This window comes from Leucobacter faecis, from assembly GCF_054456695.2.
The window spans coordinates 167,252-193,045 of record NZ_JBTJER020000004.1 but is presented as its reverse complement, the minus strand read 5'-3'; the positions used below and the strand labels follow the sequence as shown (position 1 = coordinate 193,045).

The window sequence follows — 25,794 nt, the reverse complement described above, 5'->3', positions numbered from 1 at the left end:
CTACCCGTGTGCGACCCACTCGGGCAGCACCCGCACGATCAGGGCGCCCGGGTCGACTGACCCGTTCACGGCGGTGGCGAGACCGAAGTCGTCGCCGTCGAGCTGCACAGGCTCGGGCTCCGCGACCGATAGCGCAAACCGTTTCGCCTGCAGGTAGGTGACACTCTTCGTGTCGTTCACAAGGTCGATGATCTTGCGGCCCGCCTTCGTTTTACGAAGCACACCGTTCTCCCACCCCAGCTTGTTCCAGATCCGGAGCCAAGAGAAGGGACCGAGTGGCCGAAGGGCCACGACATCGAGCTTGCCGTCGTCGAATTTGGCGTCGGGAATGAGTAGCACGCCGCCGGGCATCAGCCCGCAGTTGCCGATCATGACGGTGTAGACAGCGAGCTGCGAAGCCGGTGCGCCGTCGACCGAGTAGTGAATGTCGAGCGGGCGCTCCTTGAGCATCGTGCGTACGCCAGCGTCGACGTAGGCGAGCCAGCCGACCCGCTTTTTGAGCGACGCCTGCGTGGTCGAGATCGTGCGGGCGTCGAGCCCCATGCCGGCGAGCACGAGAAACACGTGCTCGTCTTCGACGTCGCCCTCACGCAATATCTTCGCGACTCCCAGGTCGATCGCGCGGCCCCGACCGAAGAACGCGGCCCGCGCACAGTCTTCGAAGCGGCCGAGCGGCACCCCCAGGTTGCGCGCGAGGAGATTGCCCGTGCCCTGCGGCACGAGCGCGAGCGGGGTGCCAGAACCCCGCAGCGCTTCGGCCACCGCCCGAATCGTGCCGTCGCCGCCGCTCGCCAGTACGACGCTCGCGCCGTCTGTGAGCGCGCGCCGCGTCGCTCCCCGGCCCGCGTCGTGCTCGTCGGTCTCGTACCACCTGGTGGGCGCCCACCCCGCGAGTTGCTCTTGCGCCGTAACCGCGGCCTTGAGCGCTGCAAGGTTCGTCTTGAGCGGGTGGTAAACGACGGCCGCGCTGGGCTGGTGATGCGCGGGTGAAGCATGCATGTGTGTAAGCGTACCGGCCGAGGCATTCCACGGTCTCCCCAAGGCACAGCCGCCCCAAGGTAAGCTAGTGGCTGTGATCGATCCAGTACTGCTCCGCAACGATCCTGAGACCATCAAGCGCTCACAGCGCGCCCGAGGAAATGACGAGGCGGTGGTCGACGAGGCGCTCGCCGCCGACGCCTCGCGTCGCCAGGCCCTCAGCGAGTTCGAGTCGCTGCGCGCCGAACAGAAAGAGTTCGGCGGCAGGGTGAAGCAGGCGCCCAAGGACGAGAAGCAGGCGCTCATTCAGCAGGCCCAGCAGATCGCCGCCGGCGTGAAGGCGGCCGAAGCCCGCGCGAAGGCTGCCGAGGCCGAGTTTGATGAGATCGCACTGCGCATCGAAAACGTCGTTATCGACGGCGTACCCGCGGGCGGCGAAGAGAACTTCGTGACCCTGCGCACTGTGGGCGAGCAGCCCACGTTCGACTTCGAGCCGCGCGACCACCTCGAGCTCGGCGAGATGCTCGGCGCGATCGACATGGAGCGCGGCGCAAAGGTGAGCGGTGCGCGCTTCTACTTCTTGCGCGGCATTGGTGCACGCCTCGAGCTCGCGCTCATGAACATGGCGCTCGACCGCGCCCTCGCGCACGGCTTCACACCGCTCATCACACCCACACTCGTGAAGCCCCAGGTGATGCAGGGCACCGGGTTTCTCGGCGAGCACGCGAGCGAGGTGTACCACCTGCCCGAGCAGGACCTGTACCTCACCGGCACGAGCGAGGTTGCGCTCGCCGGCTACCACTCAGACGAGATCATCGACCTCGCGCGTGGCCCGCTGCGCTACGCCGGCTGGTCGACCTGCTACCGCAGCGAGGCCGGGTCGCACGGCAAGGACACCCGCGGTATCTTGCGCGTGCACCAGTTCAACAAGCTCGAGATGTTCGTTTACACGACGCCCGAAGAGGCCGAAGCTGAACACGACCGTCTCGTTGCCTGGCAGGAAGAAATGCTCACTGCGCTGGGTCTGCACTACCGCGTGATCGACGTTGCAGCGGGCGACCTCGGGTCGAGTGCCGCACGCAAGTTTGACATCGAGGCTTGGGTGCCCACGCAAGACGCATACCGCGAGCTCACCTCGACGAGCAACTGCACGACCTACCAGTCGCGCCGCCTCTCGACCCGCTACCGCGGTGAGAGCGGCAAGACCGCGCCCGTCGCAACGCTCAACGGCACGCTCGCGACCACGCGCTGGCTCGTCGCCATTCTCGAAACGCACCAGCAGGCCGACGGCAGCGTGACCGTGCCCGAGGCGCTGCGCCCCTTCCTCGGTGGGCTCGAAGTGCTCACCCCCGAGTCGGGCCTGTAGTGCTCGCCCCGGTCACCGCCCAGGCGCGGCACCTCATCGCCCTCGACCTCGACGGCACTGTGCTCGAGCACGGTGAACACGGGGCTGGCGAGATTCCCGAGTCTGGGCACATTGACCCAGAGCTCGCGCGCGCAATTCGTGCGCTGCACGAGGCGGGCCACGAGGTGATTGTGGCCACCGGGCGCTCGGTCGATGCGACGCTGCCCATCATTGAGCAGCTCCGGATCCGCCCAGAGTGGGTCATCGCGGCCAATGGCGCAGTGACACTCAAGCGTGACGCGTTGGCGACGCGCGCGTACCGGCACGAATACGTTGAAGCGTTTGATCCGACGAGTGCGCTGAAGAAGATTCGCACGCAGCTCGCGACCGCGCGGTATGCGGTGGAGCTGGCGTCGGGTGGCTTCTTGTACACCGACGATATTCCCGCGGGCACGCTGCCGCAGCAGAAACGACGCGTAGCGTTCGAAGAGCTGCTCGGGGTGCAGGCGAGCCGCGTGATCGTGTTCTCGCCCGATGAGCGGCTCGAACGGTTCATGAGCGTCGTCGAGTCGTTGGGGCTCACCCACGTGTCGTACTCGGTGGGCACCTCGTCGTGGCTCGACATTGCGCCCGACGGCGTGACGAAGGCGAGTGCGCTCGAGGTGCTCGCTGCGCGCCTCGACATTCCCCGCTCGCGGGTGTTTGCTGCTGGTGACGGCCGCAACGACATCGACATGCTGCGCTGGGCGGCCCGCCACGGCGACTCGGTCGCGATGGGGCAGGCGGCGCCCGAGGTGCAGGTCGCCGCGGGCCGCGTCACCGGCACGATCTCTGAGGTGGGCCTCTTGACCGCGCTGTGCGATCGATTCCCCGAGCTGGGCGCGCTGTAGCGCTCGAAACCACGCCAACTTTTGCGCACACCGTGTGCCAGTTTCGTATGCGGCCGCGGTTTTGCTAAGCTCGTGCGCGGAGGGTTGTCCGAGCGGCCGAAGGAACTAGTCTTGAAAACTAGCAGGTGAAAGCCTCAGGGGTTCAAATCCCCTACCCTCCGCCAGAGTGAAAGGGCCCCCGACCAGGTATTTAGTTACCGAGGTCGGGGGCTTTTTCGTGTGTTCTCGCTGTGAAGCTGGGTGTCACCCTGGGTTCTGATCGTGTTCTGAACTGGGCTAGGTGGTATAGGAGCCGTAACTGTCGAACGCACTGAGTTTAGGTCATCTGAGTTGAGTCGGAATTCGAGTGAGGTCTTCGCCGCTGCAGATCGCGGCCCTGTCACTGTCACCCGCCGAGATGCCGAGTCCCTGGTGCTTATGTCTGGAGGGGAAGCTGACGCGCGCAAGCAACTGTTTGAGTTCGCCGCGCAGCTAATTGCGATCACCACTGACGATCGGGGGACCCTCTCCGAACGCATGGCCGACCATTTCCCTTGGATGTTTGCACTTTCTGGAGCTGACCGGAAGCAGTGCGCAAAGGATCTTGTGGACGCTGCGAGGGCGTCTTTTGCTACGGAGCAGCCGCGCCTTGTGGTCGCAGAGCTGAACTCGTGGCGAGAAACCGCGGAGGCTCTTGCTGCTGGGCTGCGCAATGATCCTGTTGAGTGGCTTGATGGTGGCGACTCGGTGGCTCGTCCGTAGATATGGCGAAGGAGCAACAGGTCAATAGGCCGATCAAGAAACGGCGTCGCTCATGAGCGCTGACAACATAAGCTTTCACGGGGAATAGTGCGAGGATTTGGTTCTATGTCGAGGGGCAAACAGTTTATTTGGAGCGGGTGAGCCCCAGCCATCCGAAGGAGACAGACTAGCGATACCATTCAGCTTCTCGGAGTCGTTGAAGTTGTGCCGTTGATTGTGTCTCTAACGATTCTTTTCGTGTGTGTGAGGCGAAAAGCGGGCAGGGGCTGCTCTGCTGCGCGGCCGGCAGGTCGATTTGTCTCTATGTCGAAATACTTTTTGACAAGACGGCTAAGCTGGCAGTAGAACTCGTGCCCGTTTTTCGATTTGGAGAAATAATCGTCGTGACTGAATCTGTAATCCTCTACACACACACTGATGAGGCTCCCGCACTCGCGACCGCATCGTTCCTTCCAATCGTCGAGTCGTTCACCCGTGTGGGTAACGTCGCAATTGAAACGCGCGACATCTCGCTGGCTGCGCGTATCCTCGCAGAGTTTCCAGAGAACCTCACAGAGGAGCAGCAGACCGGCAACGCGCTTGCCGAGCTGGGAGCGCTTGTCACCGAGCCCGAAGCGAACATTATTAAGCTTCCCAACATCTCGGCCTCGATTCCGCAGCTGAAAGCCGCGATCGCAGAGCTGCAAGCAAAGGGTTACGACGTTCCGAACTACCCCGATGAGCCGAGCAGCGTCGAAGATCACTACATTCTCTCGCGTTACGGCAAGATCAAGGGCTCTGCCGTAAACCCCGTGCTGCGTGAGGGAAACAGCGACCGCCGCGCTCCCAAATCGGTCAAGAACTATGCGCACAAGCACCCCCACCTGAACAAGCCGTTCAGCGAGGGTTCAAAGACGCGTGTCGCCACCATGGGGCACGACGACTTCTTCTCGAACGAGAAGTCGATGGTCTTCGCCGACGAAGACGTTCTCAAGATCCGGTTCGTCGCGGCCGACGGTACCGAGACCGTCTTGAAGGATGAGCTGACCGTGCTGCGGGGTGAGGTCCTCGACGCGACCTTCATGTCGGCTAAGGCGCTCTCGGCATTCCTTGCCGAGACTATTGCGCAGGCACAGGCCGAGAACGTGCTCTACTCACTGCACCTGAAGGCCACCATGATGAAGGTCAGTGACCCGATCCTCTTCGGGTACGCCGTGACCGCATACTTCGCCGACATCTTCGAGAAGCACGGTGCTGCGCTCGCGCAGGCTGGTCTCACGCCGCGCAATGGCCTCGGCTCGATCCTGGCCGGCCTCGATAGCGTGCCCGGCGGCGAAGCGATCAAGAGCGAAATTACCGAACGCATTGCCAGCGGCCCACGCCTGTCGTACGTCAACAGCGACAGGGGCATCACCAACTTGCACGTGCCCAGCGACGTGATCGTTGACGCGTCGATGCCCGCGCTCGTACGCAACGGCGGCAAGCTCTGGGACGCCTCTGGCGCTGAAGATGACACCATCGCCGTGATTCCTGACTCCTCATACGCCGGGGTTTACCAGGCCACCATCGAGGACGTTATTGCCAACGGTCCGCTCGATCCGGCCACGATTGGCAGTGTGTCGAACGTGGGCCTGATGGCCCAGGCCGCCGAGGAATACGGCAGCCACGATAAGACCTTCGAGATCGCTAGCGCAGGCCGCGTCGAGGTTGTCGGCAGCGAGGGCGAGGTGTTGCTCTCGCACGAGGTCGAGGCCGGCGATATCTGGCGTGCAACCCAGACGAAGGATCTGCCGATTCGCGACTGGGTAAAGCTCGCTGTCACGCGTGCCCGCGCAACCGGTGCTCCCGCCGTGTTCTGGCTCAACGAGGACCGTGCGCACGACGCGAACCTGATCGCAAAGGTCAACACGTACCTCGCGGATCACGACACCGAGGGTCTCACGATCAAGATCCTCAAGCCGACCGATGCGACGTTCTACTCGCTCGAGCGCATGCGCCGCGGGGAAGACACCATTTCGGTCACGGGTAACGTGTTGCGCGACTACCTGACCGACCTGTTTCCGATTCTTGAGGTGGGCACGAGCGCCAAGATGCTCTCGATCGTTCCGTTGCTCGCTGGCGGTGGCCTCTTCGAGACTGGTGCGGGTGGGTCTGCCCCCAAGCATGTGCAGCAGCTTGAAGAAGAGGACTACCTGCGCTGGGATTCGCTCGGCGAGTTCTTCGCGCTCGCTGCCTCGCTCGAGCACTATGGCGAGTTCACGGGCAACGCGAAGGCGGGCGTTCTCGCAGTGACGCTTGACCGCGCTACCGGCACCTTCCTAGAAGAGAACCGGTCGCCCGGCCGCAAGATCGGCACGATCGATAACCGTGGCAGCCACTACTACCTCGCTCAGTACTGGGCGCAGGAGCTGGCGGCGCAGACGGACGACGCAGAGCTTCAGGCGGCATTTGCGCCGATCGCTGAGCAGCTGACCTCGAAGGAAGCGCAGATCGTTGAAGAGCTCATCGCCGTACAGGGCAAGCCGGTCGAGACCGGCGGCTACTACATGCCCGATGCGGCGCTCGTCACGAAGGCGATGCGCCCGTCGGCCACGCTGAACGAGATCATCGACTCGATCGCGTAACCCCGTACGCTTCGTAGGACTCTGGGCCCCGGTGGCGCCGCTCACATGCGGCGCCACCGGGGTCTTCTTTTTGACCGAGTGGCTCGCGTGCGCGCCCGGATTTAATTAGTATTTTTATTCACTTTAGTTGTTTTAGGTAGTTTTATCTCTTCTTGATAAAGCTAGGTAACATATGTAATCTGAGGTGATGGATAGCGTCAACAACCCTTATACACCAAACGCGGGGGCTAGGCCAGATGTGATCGTTGGTCGCGAAGAGCAAACGCGAGCATTTGAGGTGTTGCTGCAGCGTCTTGAAAAGGGTCGGACCAGTCAGTCCCTCATAATTACCGGTTTGCGTGGCGTTGGCAAGACGGTGCTGCTTAATGAGCTTGCTGAGATTGCTGCTGGTCGGTCGTGGGAGGTGGTTGAGATTGAGGCGAGTAAATACGACGAGGCTTCCTTCCGAAGAACACTTGCGTCAAAACTAAAAGCCGCGCTTTTGCGACTGTCCCCGCGTTCAAAATGGACTGACCGATTTGAACGTGCCGCTGGTGCGCTCACCTCGTTCTCGCTCTCATTGGACAGCGTAGGTGCATAGACACTCGGATGGGACATTACTCCAGCCGAAGGCGTAGCGGATCACGGCGACTTGGCGATGGATCTCACGGATTTGTTCGTGGGGCTGGGAGAAGCAGCAAAGGAATCTTCGCGCGGAATTGTTCTATCGGTCGACGAAGTTCAATTTCTGCGCCGTGCGCAGCTGGAAGCGCTAATACAGGCGATCCACAAGGCAGTGCAGCGCCGTTTGCCGATTACTTTCGTTGGGGCGGGGCTCCCTCTGATAGCTGAATTGGCGGGTGATGCGAAATCATACGCCGAGAGGCTCTTCAAGTTCCCGGCGATTGGATCGTTGGGGAGTGGAGAGGCCGAGGAGGCTATTAGTGGGCCTGCGGCACTTGAAGGCGTAGCTTGGGAGGCGCTTGCGTTGAAATATGCAGTAGCGACCACGAAGGGATACCCCTACTTCATTCAAGAGCTGGGGTTTCAGTCATGGGAGCTTGCGGAAGGGCAATCGATCACCCTTGATGCGGTTCAAAGCGCAGTCGAAGCGTACGAAGCTAAGCTCGATAGCTCGTTCTTTCGTGTGCGTCTCGACCGTGCAACGCCCTTGCAGACTGCCTACATGCGAGCAATGGCGCAGCTAGGGCCTGAACCGCAAAAGGCCGCCGATGTGGCGAGGGTAATGGGGCGAGATTCCTCGCAATTGGGGCCCACTCGCGCAGAGCTTATTGATATGGGTTTGCTGTACACGCCTGAACATGGGTACGCCGCGTTTACAGTCCCGGATTTTGATAAGTACATGCTTCGTGCGGTGCCGCAGTTAATCGTGCCGCCTCCGCGGCGAAAGCGGGAGTAGGCGAGGGGTTTGAGATGTGCGTGGCGCCATCATTTTCACAAGCGGCCCAACGGTGATACTCTAAGAGAGGTAGAACTTTATTATAGAGTTTCATTCACTGCTTAGGGAGACAGAACGTGTCAACTCCACAGCTTCAGGGGGCCACCATTTCGTTGCAGGCGACCCCGGTAGACGGTGGCGCTGCTGCCTCCGCTGCAGGCGCCCGCGTCGTGCCGGTCGAGCGGGTTACCGAGACCACGCTGCCCACCGTGCACGGCTCGTTTCGCGCCGTCGCCTACCGTGATGAACTCGCTGGAGTCGATCATATGGCGCTCGTGGCTACTCCGCCTTCGGGTGGGGCTGAGCCCGAGGGCGGTGTGCTCGTGCGCGTGCACTCCGAGTGCATCACGGGCGAGGCGTTTGGGTCCGTGAAATGTGAGTGCGGCCCGCAGCTTGACGCGGCGCTTGCGCTCATTCAAGAGCGCGGCGGTGTGGTGATTTACCTGCGCGGGCAGGAGGGGCGGGGGATCGGGCTCGCCAATAAGATGCGCGCCTACCGCCTGCAGGAGGACGGCGTCGATACCCTCGATGCAAACCTCACCCTCGGGTTTCCAGCAGACGCCCGTGACTATCACGCCGCGGCAGAAATGCTCACCGACCTGGGGATTGATCGCGTGCGGCTGCTCACCAACAACCCCGAGAAGATCGCCCAGCTTGGCCAGTACGGGGTGCGGGTGGAGAGCCGCGAGCCGCTTCTCGTGGGCGTGCGCCCCGAGAACGTGGGCTATCTCGAAGCCAAGCGTGACCGCATGGGGCACGAGCTGCCCGCGGCCGTCGCGGGTTAATCGCGCTGGCGATCCGGATCAAAAAGCCAGCAGGGCGCCTAGAGCGTGTAGGGATGGGGGGACATTTGCCCCTCGCCCTCCCATTCTTCGTCCTCGGGGGCGATCTTGTCGCGGGCGTCGGCGTACGCAAACACGATCGACGCGCCGAGCAGCGTGAAGGCGATGATGCCGGCCGGATTGCACAGTGCGATCGACATTTCGCCCGAGAAGTCTGACCCGGCGGCGTAGCTCAAGATGGACTCTAGGCTGCCGTCGACATAGTCGGGCACGAGGAACCCGAAGCCGATCGCGCACACCCACGAACCCACGAGGGTGACGATGGTCGCGCGTCCCGTACGCTTGCCGCGGGCGCGCGTCACCGACATGCGGCGCATGAGCCAGAAGCTGGTGGCGGCGTAGCACAGCCCAATCGAGGGCAGATACCACCATGTGAGGCTGCCGCCCGTGCCAAACAGCCAGCGGCCCGCCGACATCCACAGCGCCAAGATGACGCCCGCGACCATGACTACACGACCCATTGCAATCGCTCCCTTGTTCCCTTCCATGTTAGCCGCGACGGCCTGGGGGATTGGCGGGCGCGAAGGTGCGAGACACGCCCGCGATGCACGGCCAACTTTTGCGCTGGCCGAAATGCCTGTTACGCTAATCAAGTTGTCGCCGCAAGGTGGCTTCGCCCTGATAGCTCAGTGGTAGAGCACTTCCATGGTAAGGAAGGGGTCGCCAGTTCAATCCTGGCTCGGGGCTCTGACTCTTTTGATCTTTGATCAAGTTTGGCTGAGTAGCTCAGCTGGTTAGAGCGCACGACTCATAATCGTGAGGTCGCGGGATCGAGTCCCGCCTCAGCTACGGAGTCGCGTAAAACCCCCGGTTTCCCGGGGGTTTTTGCGTACCAGGTGTGGCCTTTGCTTCGCGCTGCGCGATACGATGCGGTCATGGCTCAGCTTTCTATTCGGTCTCGCGCGCGCCTGCGCGCACTCATCTCGATCTTTGCTGGCCTCGCTGCAGGCTTCGGTGTCTCGATCACCGAAGACCTCGCGACCAGCATCGTCGCTGGGTGGGGTGTCTTTGCGCTCGTGAACGTCGTGTGGGGGCTCATGCGGCTCTGGCCGATGGATGCGAAGCGAACGCAAGAGCACGCTGTCGCCGAAGACCCGGGCCGCAACCTCAGCGACACGGTGTCAGTGGTGGGTAGCATCGTGAGCCTCGCGGCGGTAGCGCTCGTGATCGCAGACTCACAGGCCTCGCACAACCCCAAACACGAGTACATGCTCGCGGCGATCGCCGTGCTCAGCGTGTCCACCTCGTGGGCGCTCATCCAGTTCAACTACATGCTGCGCTACGCCCGGGTCTACTACGCTCCAGCAGCGGGTGACACCAAACCGAGGTGCGCACCCGGCGATACCGGCGTCACCGGCGGCATCGTGTTTAACCAGCAAGAGCCGCCCGAATACACCGACTTCATCTACTTCGCTATTGGCCTCGGCATGACCTACCAGGTGGCCGACACCAACGTGACGAGCAATCAGGTGCGCCGCATTGTCATCGGCCACACCGTGCTGGCCTTCCTCTTCGCCACCGTGATTCTCGCGACGATCGTCAACCTCGTGACGAGCATCGGCTCATAGCTCGATTCGTGGTTTGGTGGGTGATGGCCGGAAGGCGCGACACCGCGCGACTCCGCGCTAGATCGCAGGCGCCGCCAATCGCACCGATTCCAGCTGCTCGGCACGCGTCGGCGCGGCGTGCACCGTGATCAGCTCGTCGGCTCCCGCGTAGCGCGCGAAGGCTTCAAGCTCCGCACGCACACGATCCGGACCACCGATCGCGGTATGCCGCAGCATGCCGCGAATCTCGAGGCCAGCGGGCGTCTCCATGAGCGCGGTGGCCTCAGCCACAGTGAGCTCCTCGTCGCGGCCGCGCGACAAGAACCTGCGCACCCTGTCGACCTCGGTGCGGGCAAACAATGCCTCGGCCTCGGCGTCGGTGGCGGCGGCGACCACGTTCACGCCGGCGCTCACATAGGGCTCGGGGTGGGCCTCGCTGGGGCGGTAGCTGGCGCGGTAGTGCGCGACGGCAGAGGTGAGATGCTGCGGCGCAAAGTGCGACGCGAACGAGTAGGGCAGCCCGAGCTGCGCCGCGAGTGACGCACCAAACATGCTCGAGCCCAAGATCACGAGCGGCACCTTCGTGCCGCGGCCCGGGTACGCGTTCACGGCGGTGCGCGGCAGTTCATCAGACAGGTAGGTCTGCAGCTCGATCACGTCCTGCGGAAACGCGTCGGCCGCGGCCAGCGACCGGCGCAGCGCCCGAAACGTCGCGCCGTCGGTGCCGGGAGCGCGCCCGAGCCCCAGGTCGATGCGGCCCGGGTGCAGCTCGGCAAGCGTGCCAAATTGCTCGGCGATCACGAGCGGGGAGTGGTTGGGCAGCATCACACCGCCGGCGCCCAATCGAATCGAGGCGGTCTGCGACGCAATGTGCGCGATGAGCACGGCGGTCGCGCTCGACGCGATCGAGGGCATGTTGTGGTGCTCGGCGTACCAGATGCGCGAGTAGCCGCTCGCCTCGGCGAGCTGCGCGACCGCCACCGAGTGCGCAAACGCGTCGGCGATGCTGCCGCCAGCCTCAACGGTTGCCAGGTCCAAAATCGATAGCGGGGTCGAAGACGGGGCAGCGAGTGGGGTCGAGTGCGGGGTCGAGGACGGGGTCGAGTGCGCAGAGGAAGCCATGCCCAGTGCAACGCGCGCGCTGCGCGAGTATTCCGCGCCATACTTAACCCATGAACCGCGCACCAGGCACCCCCATTGTTCCGCTGGCACGCGAGCGCAAGGACGCGCTGCTGCGCCTCGAGTCCTGGACGTTCCCGTCGCCCACCCCGCCCAGCGAGCTGCTGCCGCTCGCCTCGCCCCCGACGCCCTGGGGGCGCATGTGGGCGATCGAGGCGAGCGCGCTGTCGCCCGCTGCTCCCTCGCCCACTGCTCCGGATCGCCGCGCCACACCGGCGGCAGAGTTGGCGGCCATGTACGGCACGTTTGGTCTTAAGTCCTACCCCGTGCCGGGCGCGCAGGTGGCCTGCGGGTGGCTCACCGGCGTGAGCGTGCACCCCGCACACCGCAGGCGGGGGCTGCTGCGGCAGATGATCGGCCACCACTTCGCCGACTGCCTCGAACGGGGTGAAGCGATTTCGGTGCTCAACGCGGCCGAAGCAGCGATCTACGGCCGTTTCGGCTACGGTATGGCCGCCCCGCAGGTCTCGCTCACGATTGCGCGCGGTGCGGCGCTGCGCGACGTGCCTGGCAGCGGTGAGGCGGGCAGCGGCGGGGTCGGCAGCGAGGAGCTCGCACTCGAACTGCACGAGTGGAACGCGGCTGAGCACGGCGACGAAGTGGCGCGCTTGCACGCGGGATACGCGCTCGAACCGCGCGGTATCGGTCGACCCGGATGGGTCACGTGGGAGACACCAGAGCTGCGCGCCGCACAAGACGAGGACGCACCGGCGCTGAGGGCGGGTGCCGAGGCGCAGCGGCTCGCCATCGTGCGCGACAGCGCCGGCAACGCGCGCGCCTACGCCCGGTTTCGGCGTGACATGTCGTGGCAGCGCAACGTCGCCGATGGCACGGTGCGCGTGCGCGACGCGGTTGCGCTAGACGCCGCGGCCGCCCACCGGCTGTGGCGTGCGCTGCTCGACTTCGACCTCACCGCGCGCGTCGAGGTGGGGCCGCTGCCGCAAGACGACCCGATCATGTCGCTGCTCGTTGACGCGCGGGCTGCGGCCCCCGTCACCGACGACCTGCAGTGGCTGCGCATTCTCGACCTACCCCAAGCGTTGAGTGAGCGCCGTTACGCCACCGCCGTCGACGTGGTGCTCGAAGTGACCGACGAGCTGCTGCCGCACAACGCGGGCACGTGGCGGGTGCAGGCCGCGCCGGGGGAGGAGACACGGGTGACCCGCAGCGATGCAGCCGCCGACCTCGCACTCGACATTCGCGAGCTGGGTGCCGTGCACCTGGGCACGGTCACCCTCGCGCAGCTCGCACACGCGGGCCTCGTGCGCGAGCTGCGCGAGGGTGCGCTACTCGCAGCGGCGACCGCCTGGAGCTGGCCGGTGTCTGCTGGCGCAAACTGGGTCTTCTAGCACCGCACCCCTCCGCGGCGAACGAAAATATGCGCGACTACTTCCGCTTTTGGGACGGTCTTAAGCGGAAGTAGTCGCGCATATTTTTCGTAAACGAGGGTTGGGGGCTAGGCAGTTAATCGAATCCGGGTCAAAAGACCCGAGCAGTACTGCAGCCGGGCGGCTACTCGGCCGCGAGCGCGTCGACGATCGACAGCAGCACGTGGCCGCTCGCGACGGTCTGGCCGACGGGCGCGTCGAGGCCAGCAATAACGCCCGAGCGGTGCGCGTAGATCGACTGCTCCATCTTCATCGCCTCGAGCACGAGCACGAGGTCACCCTCGACGACCTGCTGGCCGTCTTCGACGGTGACCTTCACCACGGTCGCCTGCATAGGCGAAGTGATGGCGTCGCCGGCGGCGGCGTGCACGCCCGCACCCTTCGCGCGGCGGGGAGCCGGGCCGCGAGTTACCTCTTGGTCGACGAGCGGCAGCAACGTCGCGGGCATCGAAACCTCAACACGACGGCCCTCGACCTCAACGGTCACCTGGCGGCGCTTCGGGTCTTGTGCGATGGGGGGCACTTCGCCCTCCCACGGTTCGATGTCGTTGACGAACTCTGACTCGATCCAGGTCGTGTAGACACCAAACGTGCCCTCGGGGGCGGTGAAAGCGTCGTCGCGCACAATCTTGCGGTGAAAGGGCAGCACGGTCGGCAGGCCCTGCACCTCGAACTCATCGAGGGCACGGCGGGCGCGCTGCAGCGCCTCCTCGCGGGTCGTACCCGTGACGATCAGCTTGCCGAGCATCGAGTCGAACGCGCCCGAAACGACGTCGCCGGTCGCGACGCCCGTGTCGACGCGCACGCCGGGGCCAGACGCCGGCTTGAACAGTGCAACGGGGCCGGGCTGGGGCAGAAAGCCGTTGCCCGCGTCTTCACCGTTCAAGCGAAACTCGAACGAGTGCGCGTGCGCGACCGGGTCGGCGTAGTCGAGCACGCCGCCCTCAGCGATACGAAACTGCTCGCGCACGAGGTCGATGCCGGTGACCTCTTCAGATACGCAGTGCTCCACCTGCAGGCGGGTGTTGACCTCGAGGAACGACACCGTGCCGTCCTTCGCGACCAAGAACTCGCAGGTGCCCGCGCCAACGTAGCCAACCTCTTTCAGGATCGCCTTCGACGATGAGTAGAGTCGTTCAACCTGCTCGTCGGTGAGGAACGGCGCGGGCGCCTCTTCTACGAGCTTCTGGTGGCGGCGCTGCAGCGAGCAGTCACGCGTCGAAATGACGACCACGTTGCCATGTGCGTCGGCGAGGCACTGGGTCTCGACGTGACGCGGCTTCTCAAGAAACTTCTCGACGAAGCACTCGCCGCGACCAAACGCTGTGACGGCCTCGCGGGTGGCCGACTCGAACAGCTCAGCGACCTCATCGCGCTCGTACGCGACTTTTAGGCCGCGGCCACCGCCGCCAAACGCTGCCTTGATAGCGATGGGAAGCCCAACCTCGTCTGCGAACGCGAGCACCTCGTCGGCGTTCTTGACAGGATCGCTGGTGCCCGCGGCGAGCGGAGCGCCGACCTTCTCAGCCACGTGACGGGCTGACACCTTGTCGCCAAGCCGCTCGATGGCCTCGGGGCTCGGCCCAATCCAGGTGAGGCCCGCATCGATGACGGCCTGCGCAAACTGTGCGTTCTCGGCGAGAAATCCGTAGCCGGGGTGCACAGCGTCTGCGCCCGAGCGGCGCGCGACTGCGAGTAGCTTGTCAATCACCAGGTAGGTTTCGGCGCTCGTTGTGCCGCCCAGCGCATACGCCTCGTCGGCGAGCTGGGCGTGCATGGCGTCCCTGTCTTGATCGGCGTATACCGCCACCGAGGCGATGCCGCTGTCAGCGGCGGCACGAATAATGCGGACTGCGATCTCACCGCGGTTGGCGATGAGGACTTTACGAATGCGCGACATGCGAACCAGCCTATTCCAGGCGGGGGCCTGAACCTTGGATATATCGCACAAACCTTTTGGCTCATCGTTGCCGGTGCGCACAGACGCGCGTACCTGACGCACACAGACGCGCGTACCTGGCGTGCACCGTCAGTGGCGCTGGGTAGACTTACCCGCGTGGTGAATCCAGAGATTAAGGGCCGGGTATACCCGCCCACCGCTTCGTACCTTGTCGGCCGCGAGAAGGTGCGCGAGTTTGCGCGCGCCGTGGGCAGCACGTCCCCGCTGCACCTCGACCCCGAAGCCGCACGCGCGGCCGGGCACGCAGACGTTATCGCGCCGCCCACGTTCGCTGTGGTGGTGCAAGAGGCGACCCTCGCACAGCTGCTCGCAGACGACGAGGCAGGCGTTGACTTTACCCGCGTCGTGCACGGCGACCAGCGTTTCACGTACTCGCGCCCCATCGTCGCGGGCGACGAGCTCACGGCAACCCTCACGATTGCGGCAGTGAAGCAGCTGGGGGGCCACTCCATGGTCACCGCTTCCAGCGCCATCACGGATGCCGCTGGCGAGCACGTCGTCACCGCGATCTCCACCCTCGTGGTGCGCGGCGAAGAAGGTTAAGGAGCCCCATGACTACCGAAACTACGATTTCAACACCGGCGGCAAGTGCATTCGACTCCCTTGAGGCCGGTGCGGTTGTCGCCGAGCGCGAGGTGACGCTCACCCGCGACCACCTGGTCCGCTACGCGGGCGCCTCGGGTGACTTCAACCCGATTCACTACCGTGACGACTTTGCGCAGCAGGTTGGTCTCCCCGGCGTGCTCGCCCACGGCATGCTCACCATGGGCCAGGCGGGCTCCGTCGCCACCGACTGGCTCGCAGCATTCGACCCGACTGCTTGGGTGCAGGACTTTCAGTCGCGCTTCACCCGCCCCGTTCCCGTCGACGCGCAGGCGGGCGCAACGGTCACCATCACTGCGACCGTTGGCAAGATCGACACAGATGCCCGCACCGCCCGCATCGACCTGCGGGTCGTGTTTGACGACGCGACCGTGCTCGGCAAGTCGCAGCTCGTGGCGGCGTTCGCGTGACGTTCAACCCGTCGCTCGCTGAGCTCACCACGATGCGGGTGGGCGGCCACGCCGAGCGCACGCTCGTCGCGCACACGGCGGCCGAGCTCGTGCAGCATGCGGTCACGCTGTGGCGCGAACACGAGCCCTGGCTACTGGTCGGCGGCGGCTCGAACACCGTCGTCAGCGACGAGGGGTTTCCCGGCACCGTCGTGCTCGTACGCAACACCGGCATCGAAGCGATCGATGACCCGACGCTCGACGCGGGTATAGTGCGGCTGCGCGTGCAGGCGGGCCAAGACTGGGACGAGCTCGTGCAGGCCACCGTCGAACGCGGCCTCGCAGGGCTCGAAGCGCTGTCGGGTATTCCCGGTCTCGCGGGCGCGGCCCCCGTGCAAAACATTGGCGCGTACGGCTGCGAGCTGCAAGACGTGCTGCATTCGATCGAGTTTCTCGAGCGCGGCGACGAGGTGCCCCGCCGCCTCACGGCCGCTGAGCTCGAGCTCGGCTACCGTGACTCGGCGATCAAGCAGGGCATGGAGGGCGTGGTGCTCTCGATCGATCTGCTGCTCACCGATCGCGCGCCCGCCCGCGGCGCGCACAGGGCCGCGGCCGCTGGCAACGATCCGGATCATGCAGAGGCCGTAGCGCCCGTGCGCTACGGGCAGCTGGCCCAGGCTCTCGAGGTAGAGCTGGGCGCGCTCGTGCCGATCCAGCGTATTCGTGACGCGGTGATCGCGTTGCGTGCGTCGAAGGGAATGGTGCTCGACGCGAGCGACCACGACACGTGGAGTGCCGGCTCGTTCTTTACGAACCCGATCGTATCGTCGCGGTTTGCGGCGGGGCTGCCCGAGAACGCCCCGCGGTTTGCGCTGCGCGCGCCCGAGCCCGCGCCGGGCGTGACGAGCTTTGAGGAGCTCGCCGCGGGGGTGCCGCTGCGGGTGCCGCGCGCCGAGAGCGACAACAGGGTGAAGCTGTCGGCCGCGTGGCTGATTGAGCATGCGGGCGTACCCCGCGGGTTTCGGCTGCCCGGTTCTGGCGCCGCAATTTCGTCGAAGCACACGCTTGCGCTCACCAACTGCGGCGGAGCGACCGCCGCGCAGGTCGCCGAGCTTGCGCGATTTGTCGTGCAGCGCGTGCAGCAGGAGTTTGGCGTGATCTTGGTGCCCGAGCCCCGGCTGTATGGGCTCGAGGTTTAGCTAGGGGCGATGCCTGCGACGATGTCTGAGACGACGCGCATACTGATTGTCGGGGGCGGCCGCATGGGTCGTGCGCTCGCGCACGCGCTGCCGGGGGCACAGCTCGAGGGGCGCGGCGCGACGGGCCTGCTCGCGGCTGACGCTTCGTCATCCTGCGCGAGCGAGGGAGTTTCTTCGTCATCCTGCGCGAGCGAGGGAATTTCTTCGTCATCCTGCGCGAGCGAAGCGAGTCGCAGGATCCACGCCGACCTCGTGCTGCTCGCGGTGCCCGACCAGGCCATCGCCGCGGCCGCGAAGCTGATCGTGCCGGGGCCCATCGTGGCGCACCTATCGGGTGCGACAGGGCTTGACGTGCTCGGCGAACGCGAAGCGTTTAGCCTGCACCCGCTGCTCGCGGTGACCGGGCCCGGCACCACGTTTGCGGGGGCGTACGCCGCCGTCGATGGCACTAGCCAGCATGCGCTTGCCGCGGCCGAGGCGCTCGCGGCGATGCTGAAGTTGCGCACGTTTCGGGTGGCGAGCGCAGACCGGGTGGCGTACCACGCGGCGGCCTCTGTCGCCGCGAACTTTCTCGTCACCGTCGAAGACTTTGCCGCGCGCCTTGCTGCCACCGCCGGTGTGCCGCGCGATGCCCTCGTGCCGCTTGCGCAGGCTGCGCTCGATGGCTGGGTGCGCGACGGGGCCGCAGCTCTCACGGGGCCAATCTCCCGCGGCGACGAAGCGACCGTCGCGGCGCAGCGCGCGGCCGTTGCCGAGCGCGTGTCGGGGGCGCACGTGCCGGGGGAGCTCAACACGCAGCCGAGTACCACCGAGCCGCTCGCCACGGGGGCGCTCAGCTCCACAGACTTACAACTTTTCGACGCGCTCACGGCCGCCACCAGGGTGATGGCGGGGCGCGATCCGAGGCCTGACCCGAAGGAGACCACCGCGTGAGGATCATTCGCACGATCGACGAGTTGCGCGAGGCGTCGCGAGGGGCCGCGAGCATCGGCCTCGTACCCACGATGGGCGCGCTGCACGAGGGGCACCTGTCGCTCGTGCGGGCGGCGCGCGCCGCGAACGAGCTCGTCGTCGTCTCGGTGTTTGTGAACCCCACCCAGTTCAATGACCCCGCAGACCTCGCCGCATACCCCCGCACCGAGGCTCGCGACGCCGAGCTCGCCGCGAGCGCTGGCGCCGACCTCGTGTTCGCGCCCGAAGCCAGCGAGATGTACCCCGAGGGGCATATGACCTCGGTGCATGTAGCGGGGCCGCTCACCGACGTGCTCGAGGGCGCCTCGCGGCCCGGGCACTTCGACGGTGTCGCGACAGTGGTGTCCAAGCTGCTCATCGCGGCGGGCGCCACGCGCGCCTATTTCGGGCAGAAAGATGCGCAGCAGCTGCTCGTCGTGCGGCGCCTCGTGAGCGACCTGCGGCTGCCCACCGAGATCGTCGCGTGCCCCATCTCGCGCGAGACCGACGGGCTTGCGCGCTCGAGTCGCAACGTGCGTCTGTCCGCTCCGGATCGTAGCCGGGCGCTCGCGCTGCCCCGTGCCCTCGAAGCGGCAGCGGCAGCACTGCGCGCGGGCGAGACGCGGGCACCTGAACTCGCGGGCGTGGTGACGGGCGTACTCGGAGACGCCGGGCTCGTGCCCGAGTATGTGGCGATCGTCGACCCCTCGACGCTCGCCGAGCGCGTTACAGTGGATACACCCGTGCTGTGCGCGATCGCGGTGCGCGTGGGTGACGTGCGGCTCATCGACAACGAGCTGCTGGCGCCCTCCCCGACATTTGCCTGACCTGATCGCCTGACCTGACGACCACAACACCTAGGAGCGCACAGATGCCTCAGATTACGATTCCGCAGCTGCAGCAGAAGAAGCTCGCAGGCGAGCCGATCGTGATGGTTACCGCATACGACTACCCGGGGGCGCGCGCCGCGGATCGCGCTGGCGTCGACATGGTGCTCGTCGGTGACTCGGGCGCGCAGGTGGTGCTGGGCTACTCGTCGACGGTGTCGGTGACGACCGACGAGATGCTGGTGCTCGCTGGGGCTGTACGCCGCGGCACCTCTGATGCGTTCATTGTGTGCGACGTGCCGTTTGGTTCGACCGAAGAGTCTGACGCGCAGGCCATCGCCACAGCTATGCGCTTCGCCAAAGAGGCGGGCGCCGACTCGGTGAAGCTCGAGGGCGGGTCTGAAGCACGCCTCAGCCGCATTCGAGCGATCGTCGACGCGGGGATTCCCGTTGTCGGCCACATTGGGCTCACGCCACAGACCGCGACCGCGCTGGGGGGATTGCGCGCGCAGGGGCGCACGCGCGAGAGCGCCGAGCGACTCGTGCACGAGGCGCTCGGCGTGCAGTCCGCTGGCGCCTTCTGCGTGGTCATCGAGGCGGTGCCGTCTGAGATTACCCAGTTGCTGCGTGCGGCACTCACGATTCCGATCATCGGTATTGGGGCGGGCCCGGCCGACGGGCAGGTGCTCGTGCTGCACGACCTGCTCGGAGTGACCGAGGGGCACACCGCCAAGTTCGTGAAGCGGTATGGGGCTATCGGTGATGACACGGTGGCAGCGATTGCGGCTTACGCTTCAGAGGTGAGAGCAGCAGAGTTCCCTGGCGCTGAGCACCAGTACGCCGCGGGCGCAGAGGCGGTAGCCGCCGCGCGCTCCGCCCTGGACGACTAGGGCGACTGGGGCATCTGCTAAAGCGCGGCGACGCGGTCGAGGCCCCCGCGCAGATCGGCGATGAGGTCGCGGGCCGATTCGAGGCCCACCGAGAGCCGCAAGAGGCCGGGCGTGATGCCGAGCTTCTCGTTGATGTCGGGCGCGAAAGTGGCATGAGTCGAGGTTGCGGGGTGCAACACCATCGAGCGGGTATCGCCGATGCCGGTCATGCGTGAGAACACGCGGAGCCCATCAACGAAGGCACGCGCACCATCGATGCCGCCGCGCACGGTGACACCAAACACCGACCCCGACCGGGCAAAGCCGTTATCGTCGATGCCGTAGTCGCGACACGCAAGCGCGTAGAGGGGGCTTGAGGGGAGCCCCGCAAAATCGACTGATTCGACCTCGGGCTGCTGCTCAAGCCACGCCGCGATCGCGATTGACGAATCAACGTGGCGCTCCATACGCAACGACAGCGTCTCCATGCCCTGGTGCAGCAAAAATCCGTTGAAGGGTGACAGCGTGGGGCCGATATCGTTGACGACGGCTTCTCGGGCGGCCCGAGCGTATGCCGCGTCACCAAAGCGCTCTAGCAGTGAGCCGAGACCGGGGCGCGACGACTGCGTGATCAACGGGTATGAGCGGCCAGCAAGCTCCGCCGCCGCCCAGTCGAAGTTGCCGCCGTCGACAATCGCGCCACCGACGGTGGCACCGTGCCCGGTGAGAAACTTAGTGGTCGAGTGCACCACGATATTGGCGCCGTGCTCGAACGGGCGAATCAACGCGGGTGTTCCGACTGTGTTGTCTACGACGAGTGGCAGGTTGTAGCGCGCGGCGATCTCAGCGACGCGTCGTAGGTCGGTGACGTCGTTGCGCGGGTTGGGTATGGTCTCGGTGTAGATCGCCTTCGTGTTCGGGCGAATTGCGCGCTCCCACGCCTCATCACTATCGGTGTCCCACACATAGTCGAACTCGATGCCGAAGCGCTTGAAGCTGCGGCCAAAGAGAATTCGGGTGCCACCGTACACCGAGGCGGTCGAGACGATGTGGTCGCCGTTGCCCGCGAGCGTGAACAGTGCAGACGAGATCGCGGCCTGCCCGCTCGACACCGCAACGGCTGCGGTGCCGCCCTCGAGCGAAGCGAGCCTGGCCTCGGCCACCGAGTTGGTTGGGTTGCCCTGACGCGAGTAGATCGGGTTCGTGGAGCGCCCCGCGAAGCGGTCCACCTGATCATCAAAGTCATCAAACACGTAGCCCGCCGACACCGCGATCGACGGCACACGCAACCCCGAGTTGAGGTCGGCATATTCGCCCGCGTGTACCTGCCGGGTGTCGAAGTCGAAATCACGCCACTCGGTGATCGGTTGTGCGGCAGGAGCTGCAGTGTTGGGTGAGGTGACCGTGGTCATTTCGTCGAGCCTTTCGAAGTGGTGGTGCGCGTCGGCAGGAGCGGCGTGACCTGGATGGGTGGGGAGATCGGGGTGCGGTGCGAGAGAAGTCATGAGCGAGGAAGGATCTGGGCGATGCGCCGCACGGCTTCGATGAGAGTGGCCGGGGCGCAAGCGAGATTGAGACGCACATGCCCGCTACCGCCCGCACCAAACGCGGCACCGTTGTTGAGGGCAACCCTGGCGTCTACGAGAATGCGGGCGTGCGGGTCTTGGCCTAGGCCAGCGGCGGTGAAGTCGAGCCACGCGAGATAGCCCGCGCGGGGGCGGGTGTACCGCACACCCGGCAGCGACGACTCGACGAGATCAGCGAGCAGCACGTCGTTCGCTTGAATCTGTGCGATCGCGCGGTCGAGCCACTCGCGGCCCCGCGAGAAGGCGGCGACGCCAGCGTGCAGACCAAGAATGCTTGCCCGCACCGCGACCTCGGGGGGCAGCAGTGCGAGAAGGTCATCGGCTGCCTCGTCTGCCGCGACGATCACCGAGCACTTCGCGCCCGCGAGGTTCCAGCCCTTACTCGCTGACGTCGTGGTGACGGCAAGCGCCCCGGCGGCGGCGGCGATCGGCGCAAACGGTACAAATGTTTCACCGGCGTGGGTGAGGGGCGCGTGGATCTCGTCAGAAACAACAAATACGTCGTACTTGGCGGCGAGCCGCGCGAGCTGCATCAACTCCTCTTCCGTGTGCACGATGCCGTGTGGGTTGTGCGGGTTGCACAGCAAGAACGCGTCGATGCCCTGAGTGTCGGCGAATTCCCGCTCGATAGCAACCAGGTCAAGGCGGGCGGCGGGCGCGCGATCCGGCGCAGAAATTGCGAGCGGGATCTCGACGACCTCGAACGGCACCTCCTCGAGCATCTCGAAGAAGCTGGGGTAGACGGGCGTCGTGAGCGCGATGCGGCCGCCGGCCGGGCGGCCGACGCGCAGCGCCTCGACGATGCCGGTCGCGACATCGGTCGCGAGGTAGACGTGCTCGGTAGGCACTTCCCAACCCCAGCGATCGCGCGCGAAGCCAGAAAAGGCTTCGGCGAGCGGGCCGGGGGAATCGAGGTAGCCGGTATCAGACGCCTCGACGCGCTCGATCAGAGCGGCCCGGATCTCGGGGGCGAGCGCGAAATCCATCTCGGCGACAAACAGCGGCAGCACATCGGCGTCAAAGCGGGTCCACTTGATGCTCGTGCGCTGCGTGCGCAGCAGAGCAGGATCGAGCTGTGCGAATGGTACTCCGCCGGGGTCGACGGCCTGGGCGTCGCTGCCGGGAGTGACTGTAATACCTGCGCCTGTGCTCATGTCTCCATGGTGGCGCGCGCGACGTGATCGCGCGACCTCGCGAGTAAAGCGGCGTCATCTTGCGCTGTTGAATACCGCAAGCTGAGATTTTGAGCTGTGAGGTTTCAGTGATCTCCCCTATTCTGGCGCTTATGGTTGATCCCTACGCCGACGACGCCGAACGTGCGCGCCGACTCAGTCGTCGGGTAGCCAAGTTTATGGAGCGCTGGCGCGGTCGTATTCGGCGGCGCCCGTGGCTCAACACCGTCTACAAAGTGTTAGTAACCACGCTGGGCTGCCTCGTGGTGATTATCGGCCTGATTCTTGTTCCGCTGCCGGGCCCCGGTTGGTTGATCGTGTTCATCGGACTCACTCTGCTGGGCACCGAGTATCACTGGGCCAGGCGACTACTCGGATGGTTGCGACGCGTGCTTGCCCGGTTCTGGGAGCGCTGGAACATGTGGCGTGCGGCCCGTCGCGAGCGCCGTGCTGAGCGTGAACGTGAGCGCGAGCGTCGGGAGCGAAGCGAACGCTGACGCAACATCGCCCCAGCTGGGCTGCCGAGTGTGAAGCTCGATAGCCTAGCCGGGGCGGTGTTGTTCGTGCGGTGCCGCTGATGTTGCGGCGCCCGCAGCCTACTTGATCAATGGAATGTTGAAGATGAACGGCGGCTTTTGCCCGGTGCGGAACGCTGCGGGCGCCTTCGCGGCCGTAATGATGTGGAACACGAAGAGCACCACATTTGCGAGCCACAGCACGGTCGCGAGAAGCCCGCCGACATAGGGGATAAACACCACAATGAAAAACAAGATGTAGGTGGCCACCCCCGCGCCCACCCGCAGTAGCGAGAAGTTGAGGTTGTCGCGGTGGTAGTCGTAGGACTGACGGTTGCCCTTGTCCTTTTCGATGAGGAAGAAGATGAGGGCGGGGATCCACGAGAAGAATACCGAGAGCCAGTAGTTCAGCGTGATGTTGCTCAGCGGGTCCGTGGCGGCCTGCTGTGAGTAGGCCTGTTGGTAGCCCCCGCCGGGCGGTACCTGGCCACCTGCGGGCTGCTGATAGGGCGGTGCCTGCGGGGCTTGCGGCTGCTGGTACTGCGGCGGCTGCTGGTACTGCGGTTGCTGCGGCGGTGTAGGTGCCTGCGGTGCCTGGGGCGCTACCGGATCACCCAACGGCTGGCCGCCGGGCACCTCGGGGTTTTGGCCCTCTGGGGGAAGCGTAGTCATTTTGATCTCCTTTGATAGGCGCTGACTATGACGTTACCGCAGGCGCCGAGTGAGCGAAAGGACACCTGTTCGCAAACCAGGTGCGCGGCTTAGCCGCGCACGTTGAAATCAGCGCAGAGGTCATTCATGGCGTGCAGCCACTTGTACGCGAAGATGAAGGGGCCCACGATGATAAGAATGCCGAGTACTCCCCATAGCCAGTAGTCAGAGGCCGCAACCGTGCGCTGGAGCCCGCGACGACGCTGTTCGTTACCGATGCGGTCAGAGGTCTTGTGCCACCACACTAGCCCACCAATACCCCAGGTGATCGGGCTCACGAGCAGTGCCATGAGCCAGTAATTCATGGAGCGGCGGTTATCCCACCGGCCGGCGATAGCGTTGAGGTCTTCGCCAGAACGCGCGGTCACCCAGATCATGTAGATGCCGAAAGTGATGATGCCGAGAAGAACGAACTTCAGCAGCGAACGATTCGTGGCGTAGTTTGCGTGAACGAACTGCTGGTGCGCGTACTGTGCCTGTGGCTGCGCGTACTGTGCCTGTGGCTGTGCGTACTGTGCCTGTGGCTGTGCGTACTGAGCCTGGGCCTGTTGCTGCTGAGCCTGCGCTTGGTGCTGCTGCGCGTACTGCTGCTGCGCGTACTGCTGCTGTGCGTACTGTGCCTGCTGGTGTGCTTGCTGTTGTTGCTGGGCGTACTGTGCCTGTGCCTGTGCCTGTGCCTGTGCCTGCGCTTGTGCCTGTGCCTGTGCCTGCTGATGGGCGTACTGCGCCTGTTGCTGCGCATACTGTTGTTGTTGCTGCGCGTAGTACGCCTGCTGCTGCGCATCGTGCGGTTGTTGACCCTGTCCGTTGGGCGGAAGCGAAGTCATAGAAATCCCCTTTGAGTTACCTGTGCGATAGACGTTACCCGAGTGCAGGTCACATTGGTACCGCGACCAGAATTAGGTCGGAGAAAACCGCCAGGCAAGCTCAAGCGCTGGGCAGCAGTGCTGTGAGGCAGCGCGCCCCACATGCGATTAGAACAGGTCGGGGCTGGGAGCCGAGGTCTGCAGCACCTGCACGTCGGCGTGACGGTCGAAGCGGTAGCCCGTGCCGCGCACGGTGCGCACGATGTCTTGGTACTGCGCGAGCTTTACGCGCAGGCGACGAATGTGCACATCGATCGTGCGCTCGCTCGGGATCTCCTCGCCCTGTGCGTCTGCCCACAGGCCGGTGATGAGCTCTTCGCGGCTAATAGTGCGGCCTTCGCGCAGCACCAGGTACTGCAGCAGCTCGAACTCGCGAAAGGTGAGGGCTGCGGCCACGTTATCGAGCAGCACGCGCTTGCGTGACAGGTCGAGAATCACGCCGCTCTCGGCGCGGTCATCGGCCGAAGCAGCCTGCTGTTTCTGGCGGGCGTGTGCCGCCGGATCACCGAGCGCCAAACGCACTACGTCGACGTCGCGGCCGCCGGTGCCCTCGGGGGCGAGCGCTACGGCGGCATACGTTTCGGCGGCCGGCGCGATCTGGGCAACGAGCTGCTTGATCTTTGCGACAACGGCGCCCAGCTTGGGGTCGTTCTCGTCAAGCTTCGCCTCGGCGAGACCAACGTAGAGGGCGAAGCCGCGCACCTCGGTGCCCTCGGGCACGTTGCGTTCGGGGGCAGGGGAGGTGGGGAGCTTCGCCGACAGGTCGGGGCGAGCGATGGTCTGGGTGGTGGGCTGAGCGATGGTAGCCATGATGATGTCCTTTAGGTGCTGCTTTGCGCCCGACTGGCGGGTATGCGAAATGTGTAGGTGGGTGAGCGTGTGCTCTAGAAACCCACGAGAGCGACACCCTTAGGGTGTGCGCAGAAGAAACGAAATTGCCTGGTTACTGGTCGATCGTTACATGCACATTCGGCATCGCATGTCACCCATCCCGGCCATCATCATGCCGGTTGCCCCAATAGTCACCTCGATGGTGTGCAGGGTACGAGTGATTTCATGCATGTTGCTTAGTAAATCAAAGTGTTGCGGCGTATGTCAAATATTTCGGCATACGCCGTAACACTTCGCAACGGAGCGCGCGCAAGTGCGCGCAAGCGCGCGCAAGTAGGCTCGCTCCCATGCGAGCGAGCCTCAA

23 protein-coding genes, 3 tRNA genes and 1 pseudogene are annotated in these 25,794 nt (G+C 65.0%); 18 read left to right on the top strand and 9 right to left on the bottom strand.

What is annotated here, in order from left to right; all coding sequences use genetic code 11:
* The gene (locus ACXR2W_RS06090) at positions 1-999 is read right to left on the bottom strand and encodes a diacylglycerol/lipid kinase family protein (protein ID WP_458813227.1); all 999 of its coding nucleotides are present in this window, start codon (positions 997-999) and stop codon (positions 1-3) included.
* 73 nt (positions 1,000-1,072) lie between these two features.
* Here ACXR2W_RS06090 and serS point away from each other — a divergent pair, with 73 nt between their 5' ends.
* The 7 genes and pseudogenes from serS to ribA all read left to right on the top strand — a co-directional run.
* Positions 1,073-2,344, top strand: a complete 1,272-nt coding sequence (gene serS / locus ACXR2W_RS06085; RefSeq protein WP_458813225.1) for a serine--tRNA ligase — start codon at positions 1,073-1,075, stop codon at positions 2,342-2,344.
* Positions 2,344-3,213, top strand: coding sequence for an HAD family hydrolase (locus ACXR2W_RS06080; RefSeq protein ID WP_458813223.1), 870 nt, complete (start codon positions 2,344-2,346; stop codon positions 3,211-3,213). Before serS ends, ACXR2W_RS06080 begins: the two co-directional genes overlap by 1 nt.
* Positions 3,214-3,291: 78 nt before the next feature.
* Positions 3,292-3,377 (top strand) — tRNA-Ser (locus ACXR2W_RS06075).
* 960 nt (positions 3,378-4,337) lie between these two features.
* The gene (locus ACXR2W_RS06070; protein ID WP_458813221.1) at positions 4,338-6,557 is read left to right on the top strand and encodes an NADP-dependent isocitrate dehydrogenase; all 2,220 of its coding nucleotides are present in this window, start codon (positions 4,338-4,340) and stop codon (positions 6,555-6,557) included.
* 187 nt (positions 6,558-6,744) lie between these two features.
* Positions 6,745-7,137 carry an ATP-binding protein gene (locus ACXR2W_RS06065; RefSeq protein WP_458813219.1) on the top strand — a complete coding sequence of 131 codons (393 nt, stop codon included), beginning with the start codon at positions 6,745-6,747 and terminating at the stop codon, positions 7,135-7,137.
* Between the two features lie 57 nt (positions 7,138-7,194).
* Positions 7,195-7,956 (top strand): DUF8462 domain-containing protein, encoded by a 762-nt coding sequence (locus ACXR2W_RS06060; RefSeq protein ID WP_458813217.1) that lies wholly within the window; start codon positions 7,195-7,197, stop codon positions 7,954-7,956.
* A 215-nt stretch (positions 7,957-8,171) separates the two neighbouring features.
* Positions 8,172-8,780: pseudogene (gene ribA / locus ACXR2W_RS06055) on the top strand (GTP cyclohydrolase II); the annotation flags it as partial.
* A 38-nt stretch (positions 8,781-8,818) separates the two neighbouring features.
* Here the strand turns inward: ribA and ACXR2W_RS06050 are convergent.
* The gene (locus ACXR2W_RS06050; protein ID WP_458813215.1) at positions 8,819-9,298 is read right to left on the bottom strand and encodes a hypothetical protein; all 480 of its coding nucleotides are present in this window, start codon (positions 9,296-9,298) and stop codon (positions 8,819-8,821) included.
* A gap of 154 nt (positions 9,299-9,452) precedes the next feature.
* On the opposite strand from ACXR2W_RS06050, the gene ACXR2W_RS06045 reads away from it, so the two are divergent.
* The 3 genes from ACXR2W_RS06045 (at position 9,453) to ACXR2W_RS06035 (ending at position 10,405) form a co-directional block, all read left to right on the top strand.
* A tRNA-Thr gene (locus tag ACXR2W_RS06045) sits at positions 9,453-9,524 on the top strand.
* 28 nt (positions 9,525-9,552) lie between these two features.
* Positions 9,553-9,626: transfer RNA gene (locus ACXR2W_RS06040), tRNA-Met, on the top strand.
* Positions 9,627-9,712: 86 nt separating this feature from the next.
* Positions 9,713-10,405 carry a DUF1345 domain-containing protein gene (locus ACXR2W_RS06035; protein ID WP_458813213.1) on the top strand — a complete coding sequence of 231 codons (693 nt, stop codon included), beginning with the start codon at positions 9,713-9,715 and terminating at the stop codon, positions 10,403-10,405.
* 57 nt (positions 10,406-10,462) lie between these two features.
* Here the strand turns inward: ACXR2W_RS06035 and ACXR2W_RS06030 are convergent, their stop codons facing one another.
* Complete coding sequence (locus ACXR2W_RS06030) at positions 10,463-11,506, bottom strand: LLM class flavin-dependent oxidoreductase (protein ID WP_458813211.1); 1,044 nt, start codon at positions 11,504-11,506, stop codon at positions 10,463-10,465.
* Between the two features lie 50 nt (positions 11,507-11,556).
* On the opposite strand from ACXR2W_RS06030, the gene ACXR2W_RS06025 reads away from it, so the two are divergent.
* Positions 11,557-12,912 carry a GNAT family N-acetyltransferase gene (locus ACXR2W_RS06025; RefSeq protein WP_458813209.1) on the top strand — a complete coding sequence of 452 codons (1,356 nt, stop codon included), beginning with the start codon at positions 11,557-11,559 and terminating at the stop codon, positions 12,910-12,912.
* Positions 12,913-13,075: 163 nt separating this feature from the next.
* Here ACXR2W_RS06025 and ACXR2W_RS06020 read toward each other — a convergent pair whose 3' ends face one another.
* Entirely contained in the window at positions 13,076-14,851 is a 1,776-nt protein-coding gene (locus tag ACXR2W_RS06020) for an acetyl/propionyl/methylcrotonyl-CoA carboxylase subunit alpha (RefSeq protein WP_458813207.1), read from the bottom strand.
* Positions 14,852-15,007: 156 nt separating this feature from the next.
* On the opposite strand from ACXR2W_RS06020, the gene ACXR2W_RS06015 reads away from it, so the two are divergent.
* From ACXR2W_RS06015 to panB, 6 genes are read left to right on the top strand one after another with little or no spacing between them, the layout of a single operon-like run.
* Positions 15,008-15,454, top strand: coding sequence for an FAS1-like dehydratase domain-containing protein (locus ACXR2W_RS06015; protein ID WP_458813205.1), 447 nt, complete (start codon positions 15,008-15,010; stop codon positions 15,452-15,454).
* Positions 15,455-15,462: 8 nt separating this feature from the next.
* On the top strand, positions 15,463-15,924 hold the full coding sequence (locus tag ACXR2W_RS06010) for a MaoC/PaaZ C-terminal domain-containing protein (RefSeq protein ID WP_458813203.1): 462 nt from the start codon (positions 15,463-15,465) through the stop codon (positions 15,922-15,924).
* Positions 15,925-15,956: 32 nt separating this feature from the next.
* Entirely contained in the window at positions 15,957-17,102 is a 1,146-nt protein-coding gene (locus tag ACXR2W_RS06005) for a UDP-N-acetylmuramate dehydrogenase (RefSeq protein ID WP_458813478.1), read from the top strand.
* Positions 17,103-17,123: 21 nt separating this feature from the next.
* Positions 17,124-18,035, top strand: coding sequence for a DUF2520 domain-containing protein (locus ACXR2W_RS06000; RefSeq protein WP_458813201.1), 912 nt, complete (start codon positions 17,124-17,126; stop codon positions 18,033-18,035).
* Positions 18,032-18,880, top strand: coding sequence for a pantoate--beta-alanine ligase (gene panC / locus ACXR2W_RS05995; protein ID WP_458813199.1), 849 nt, complete (start codon positions 18,032-18,034; stop codon positions 18,878-18,880). Before ACXR2W_RS06000 ends, panC begins: the two co-directional genes overlap by 4 nt.
* Before the next feature lie 44 nt (positions 18,881-18,924).
* A complete protein-coding gene (panB, locus tag ACXR2W_RS05990; protein WP_458813197.1) occupies positions 18,925-19,770 on the top strand; it encodes a 3-methyl-2-oxobutanoate hydroxymethyltransferase in 846 nt (281 codons plus the stop codon).
* 17 nt (positions 19,771-19,787) lie between these two features.
* Here panB and ACXR2W_RS05985 read toward each other — a convergent pair whose 3' ends face one another.
* Positions 19,788-21,161, bottom strand: coding sequence for an O-acetylhomoserine aminocarboxypropyltransferase/cysteine synthase family protein (locus tag ACXR2W_RS05985; RefSeq protein ID WP_458813476.1), 1,374 nt, complete (start codon positions 21,159-21,161; stop codon positions 19,788-19,790).
* 89 nt (positions 21,162-21,250) lie between these two features.
* On the bottom strand, positions 21,251-22,489 hold the full coding sequence (locus tag ACXR2W_RS05980) for a MalY/PatB family protein (protein ID WP_458813195.1): 1,239 nt from the start codon (positions 22,487-22,489) through the stop codon (positions 21,251-21,253).
* 131 nt (positions 22,490-22,620) lie between these two features.
* Here ACXR2W_RS05980 and ACXR2W_RS05975 point away from each other — a divergent pair, with 131 nt between their 5' ends.
* Positions 22,621-23,004 carry a TIGR02611 family protein gene (locus tag ACXR2W_RS05975; protein ID WP_458813193.1) on the top strand — a complete coding sequence of 128 codons (384 nt, stop codon included), beginning with the start codon at positions 22,621-22,623 and terminating at the stop codon, positions 23,002-23,004.
* A gap of 99 nt (positions 23,005-23,103) precedes the next feature.
* On the opposite strand, the gene ACXR2W_RS05970 is transcribed toward ACXR2W_RS05975, so the two are convergent.
* The 3 genes from ACXR2W_RS05970 to ACXR2W_RS05960 form a co-directional block, all read right to left on the bottom strand.
* Positions 23,104-23,694 (bottom strand): DUF4870 domain-containing protein, encoded by a 591-nt coding sequence (locus ACXR2W_RS05970; RefSeq protein ID WP_458813191.1) that lies wholly within the window; start codon positions 23,692-23,694, stop codon positions 23,104-23,106.
* 89 nt (positions 23,695-23,783) lie between these two features.
* Positions 23,784-24,560: a DUF4234 domain-containing protein gene (locus ACXR2W_RS05965; RefSeq protein ID WP_458813189.1), complete on the bottom strand. Its 777-nt coding sequence runs from the start codon at positions 24,558-24,560 to the stop codon at positions 23,784-23,786.
* Between the two features lie 147 nt (positions 24,561-24,707).
* The gene (locus ACXR2W_RS05960) at positions 24,708-25,409 is read right to left on the bottom strand and encodes a winged helix-turn-helix domain-containing protein (protein WP_458813187.1); all 702 of its coding nucleotides are present in this window, start codon (positions 25,407-25,409) and stop codon (positions 24,708-24,710) included.
* Positions 25,410-25,794: the final 385 nt, after the last annotated feature.

What these genes read in the sequence shown, in the direction of transcription:
- ACXR2W_RS06005 (WP_458813478.1), top strand. Translation starts at nt 15,957, where the DNA reads ATGCGGGTGGGCGGCCACGCCGAGCGCACGCTCGTCGCGCACACGGCG.
- ACXR2W_RS06065 (WP_458813219.1), top strand. Translation starts at nt 6,745, where the DNA reads ATGGATAGCGTCAACAACCCTTATACACCAAACGCGGGGGCTAGGCCA.
- ACXR2W_RS06030 (WP_458813211.1), bottom strand. Translation starts at nt 11,506, where the DNA reads ATGGCTTCCTCTGCGCACTCGACCCCGTCCTCGACCCCGCACTCGACC.
- ACXR2W_RS06010 (WP_458813203.1), top strand. Translation starts at nt 15,463, where the DNA reads ATGACTACCGAAACTACGATTTCAACACCGGCGGCAAGTGCATTCGAC.
- ACXR2W_RS05970 (WP_458813191.1), bottom strand. Translation starts at nt 23,694, where the DNA reads ATGACTACGCTTCCCCCAGAGGGCCAAAACCCCGAGGTGCCCGGCGGC.
- ACXR2W_RS06050 (WP_458813215.1), bottom strand. Translation starts at nt 9,298, where the DNA reads ATGGGTCGTGTAGTCATGGTCGCGGGCGTCATCTTGGCGCTGTGGATG.
- ACXR2W_RS06060 (WP_458813217.1), top strand. Translation starts at nt 7,195, where the DNA reads ATGGATCTCACGGATTTGTTCGTGGGGCTGGGAGAAGCAGCAAAGGAA.
- ACXR2W_RS05975 (WP_458813193.1), top strand. Translation starts at nt 22,621, where the DNA reads ATGGTTGATCCCTACGCCGACGACGCCGAACGTGCGCGCCGACTCAGT.
- ACXR2W_RS05960 (WP_458813187.1), bottom strand. Translation starts at nt 25,409, where the DNA reads ATGGCTACCATCGCTCAGCCCACCACCCAGACCATCGCTCGCCCCGAC.
- ACXR2W_RS05985 (WP_458813476.1), bottom strand. Translation starts at nt 21,161, where the DNA reads ATGACCACGGTCACCTCACCCAACACTGCAGCTCCTGCCGCACAACCG.
- ACXR2W_RS06020 (WP_458813207.1), bottom strand. Translation starts at nt 14,851, where the DNA reads ATGTCGCGCATTCGTAAAGTCCTCATCGCCAACCGCGGTGAGATCGCA.
- ACXR2W_RS06000 (WP_458813201.1), top strand. Translation starts at nt 17,124, where the DNA reads ATGTCTGAGACGACGCGCATACTGATTGTCGGGGGCGGCCGCATGGGT.
- ACXR2W_RS05980 (WP_458813195.1), bottom strand. Translation starts at nt 22,489, where the DNA reads ATGAGCACAGGCGCAGGTATTACAGTCACTCCCGGCAGCGACGCCCAG.
- ACXR2W_RS06090 (WP_458813227.1), bottom strand. Translation starts at nt 999, where the DNA reads ATGCATGCTTCACCCGCGCATCACCAGCCCAGCGCGGCCGTCGTTTAC.
- ACXR2W_RS06035 (WP_458813213.1), top strand. Translation starts at nt 9,713, where the DNA reads ATGGCTCAGCTTTCTATTCGGTCTCGCGCGCGCCTGCGCGCACTCATC.
- panB (WP_458813197.1), top strand. Translation starts at nt 18,925, where the DNA reads ATGCCTCAGATTACGATTCCGCAGCTGCAGCAGAAGAAGCTCGCAGGC.
- ACXR2W_RS05965 (WP_458813189.1), bottom strand. Translation starts at nt 24,560, where the DNA reads ATGACTTCGCTTCCGCCCAACGGACAGGGTCAACAACCGCACGATGCG.
- ACXR2W_RS06025 (WP_458813209.1), top strand. Translation starts at nt 11,557, where the DNA reads ATGAACCGCGCACCAGGCACCCCCATTGTTCCGCTGGCACGCGAGCGC.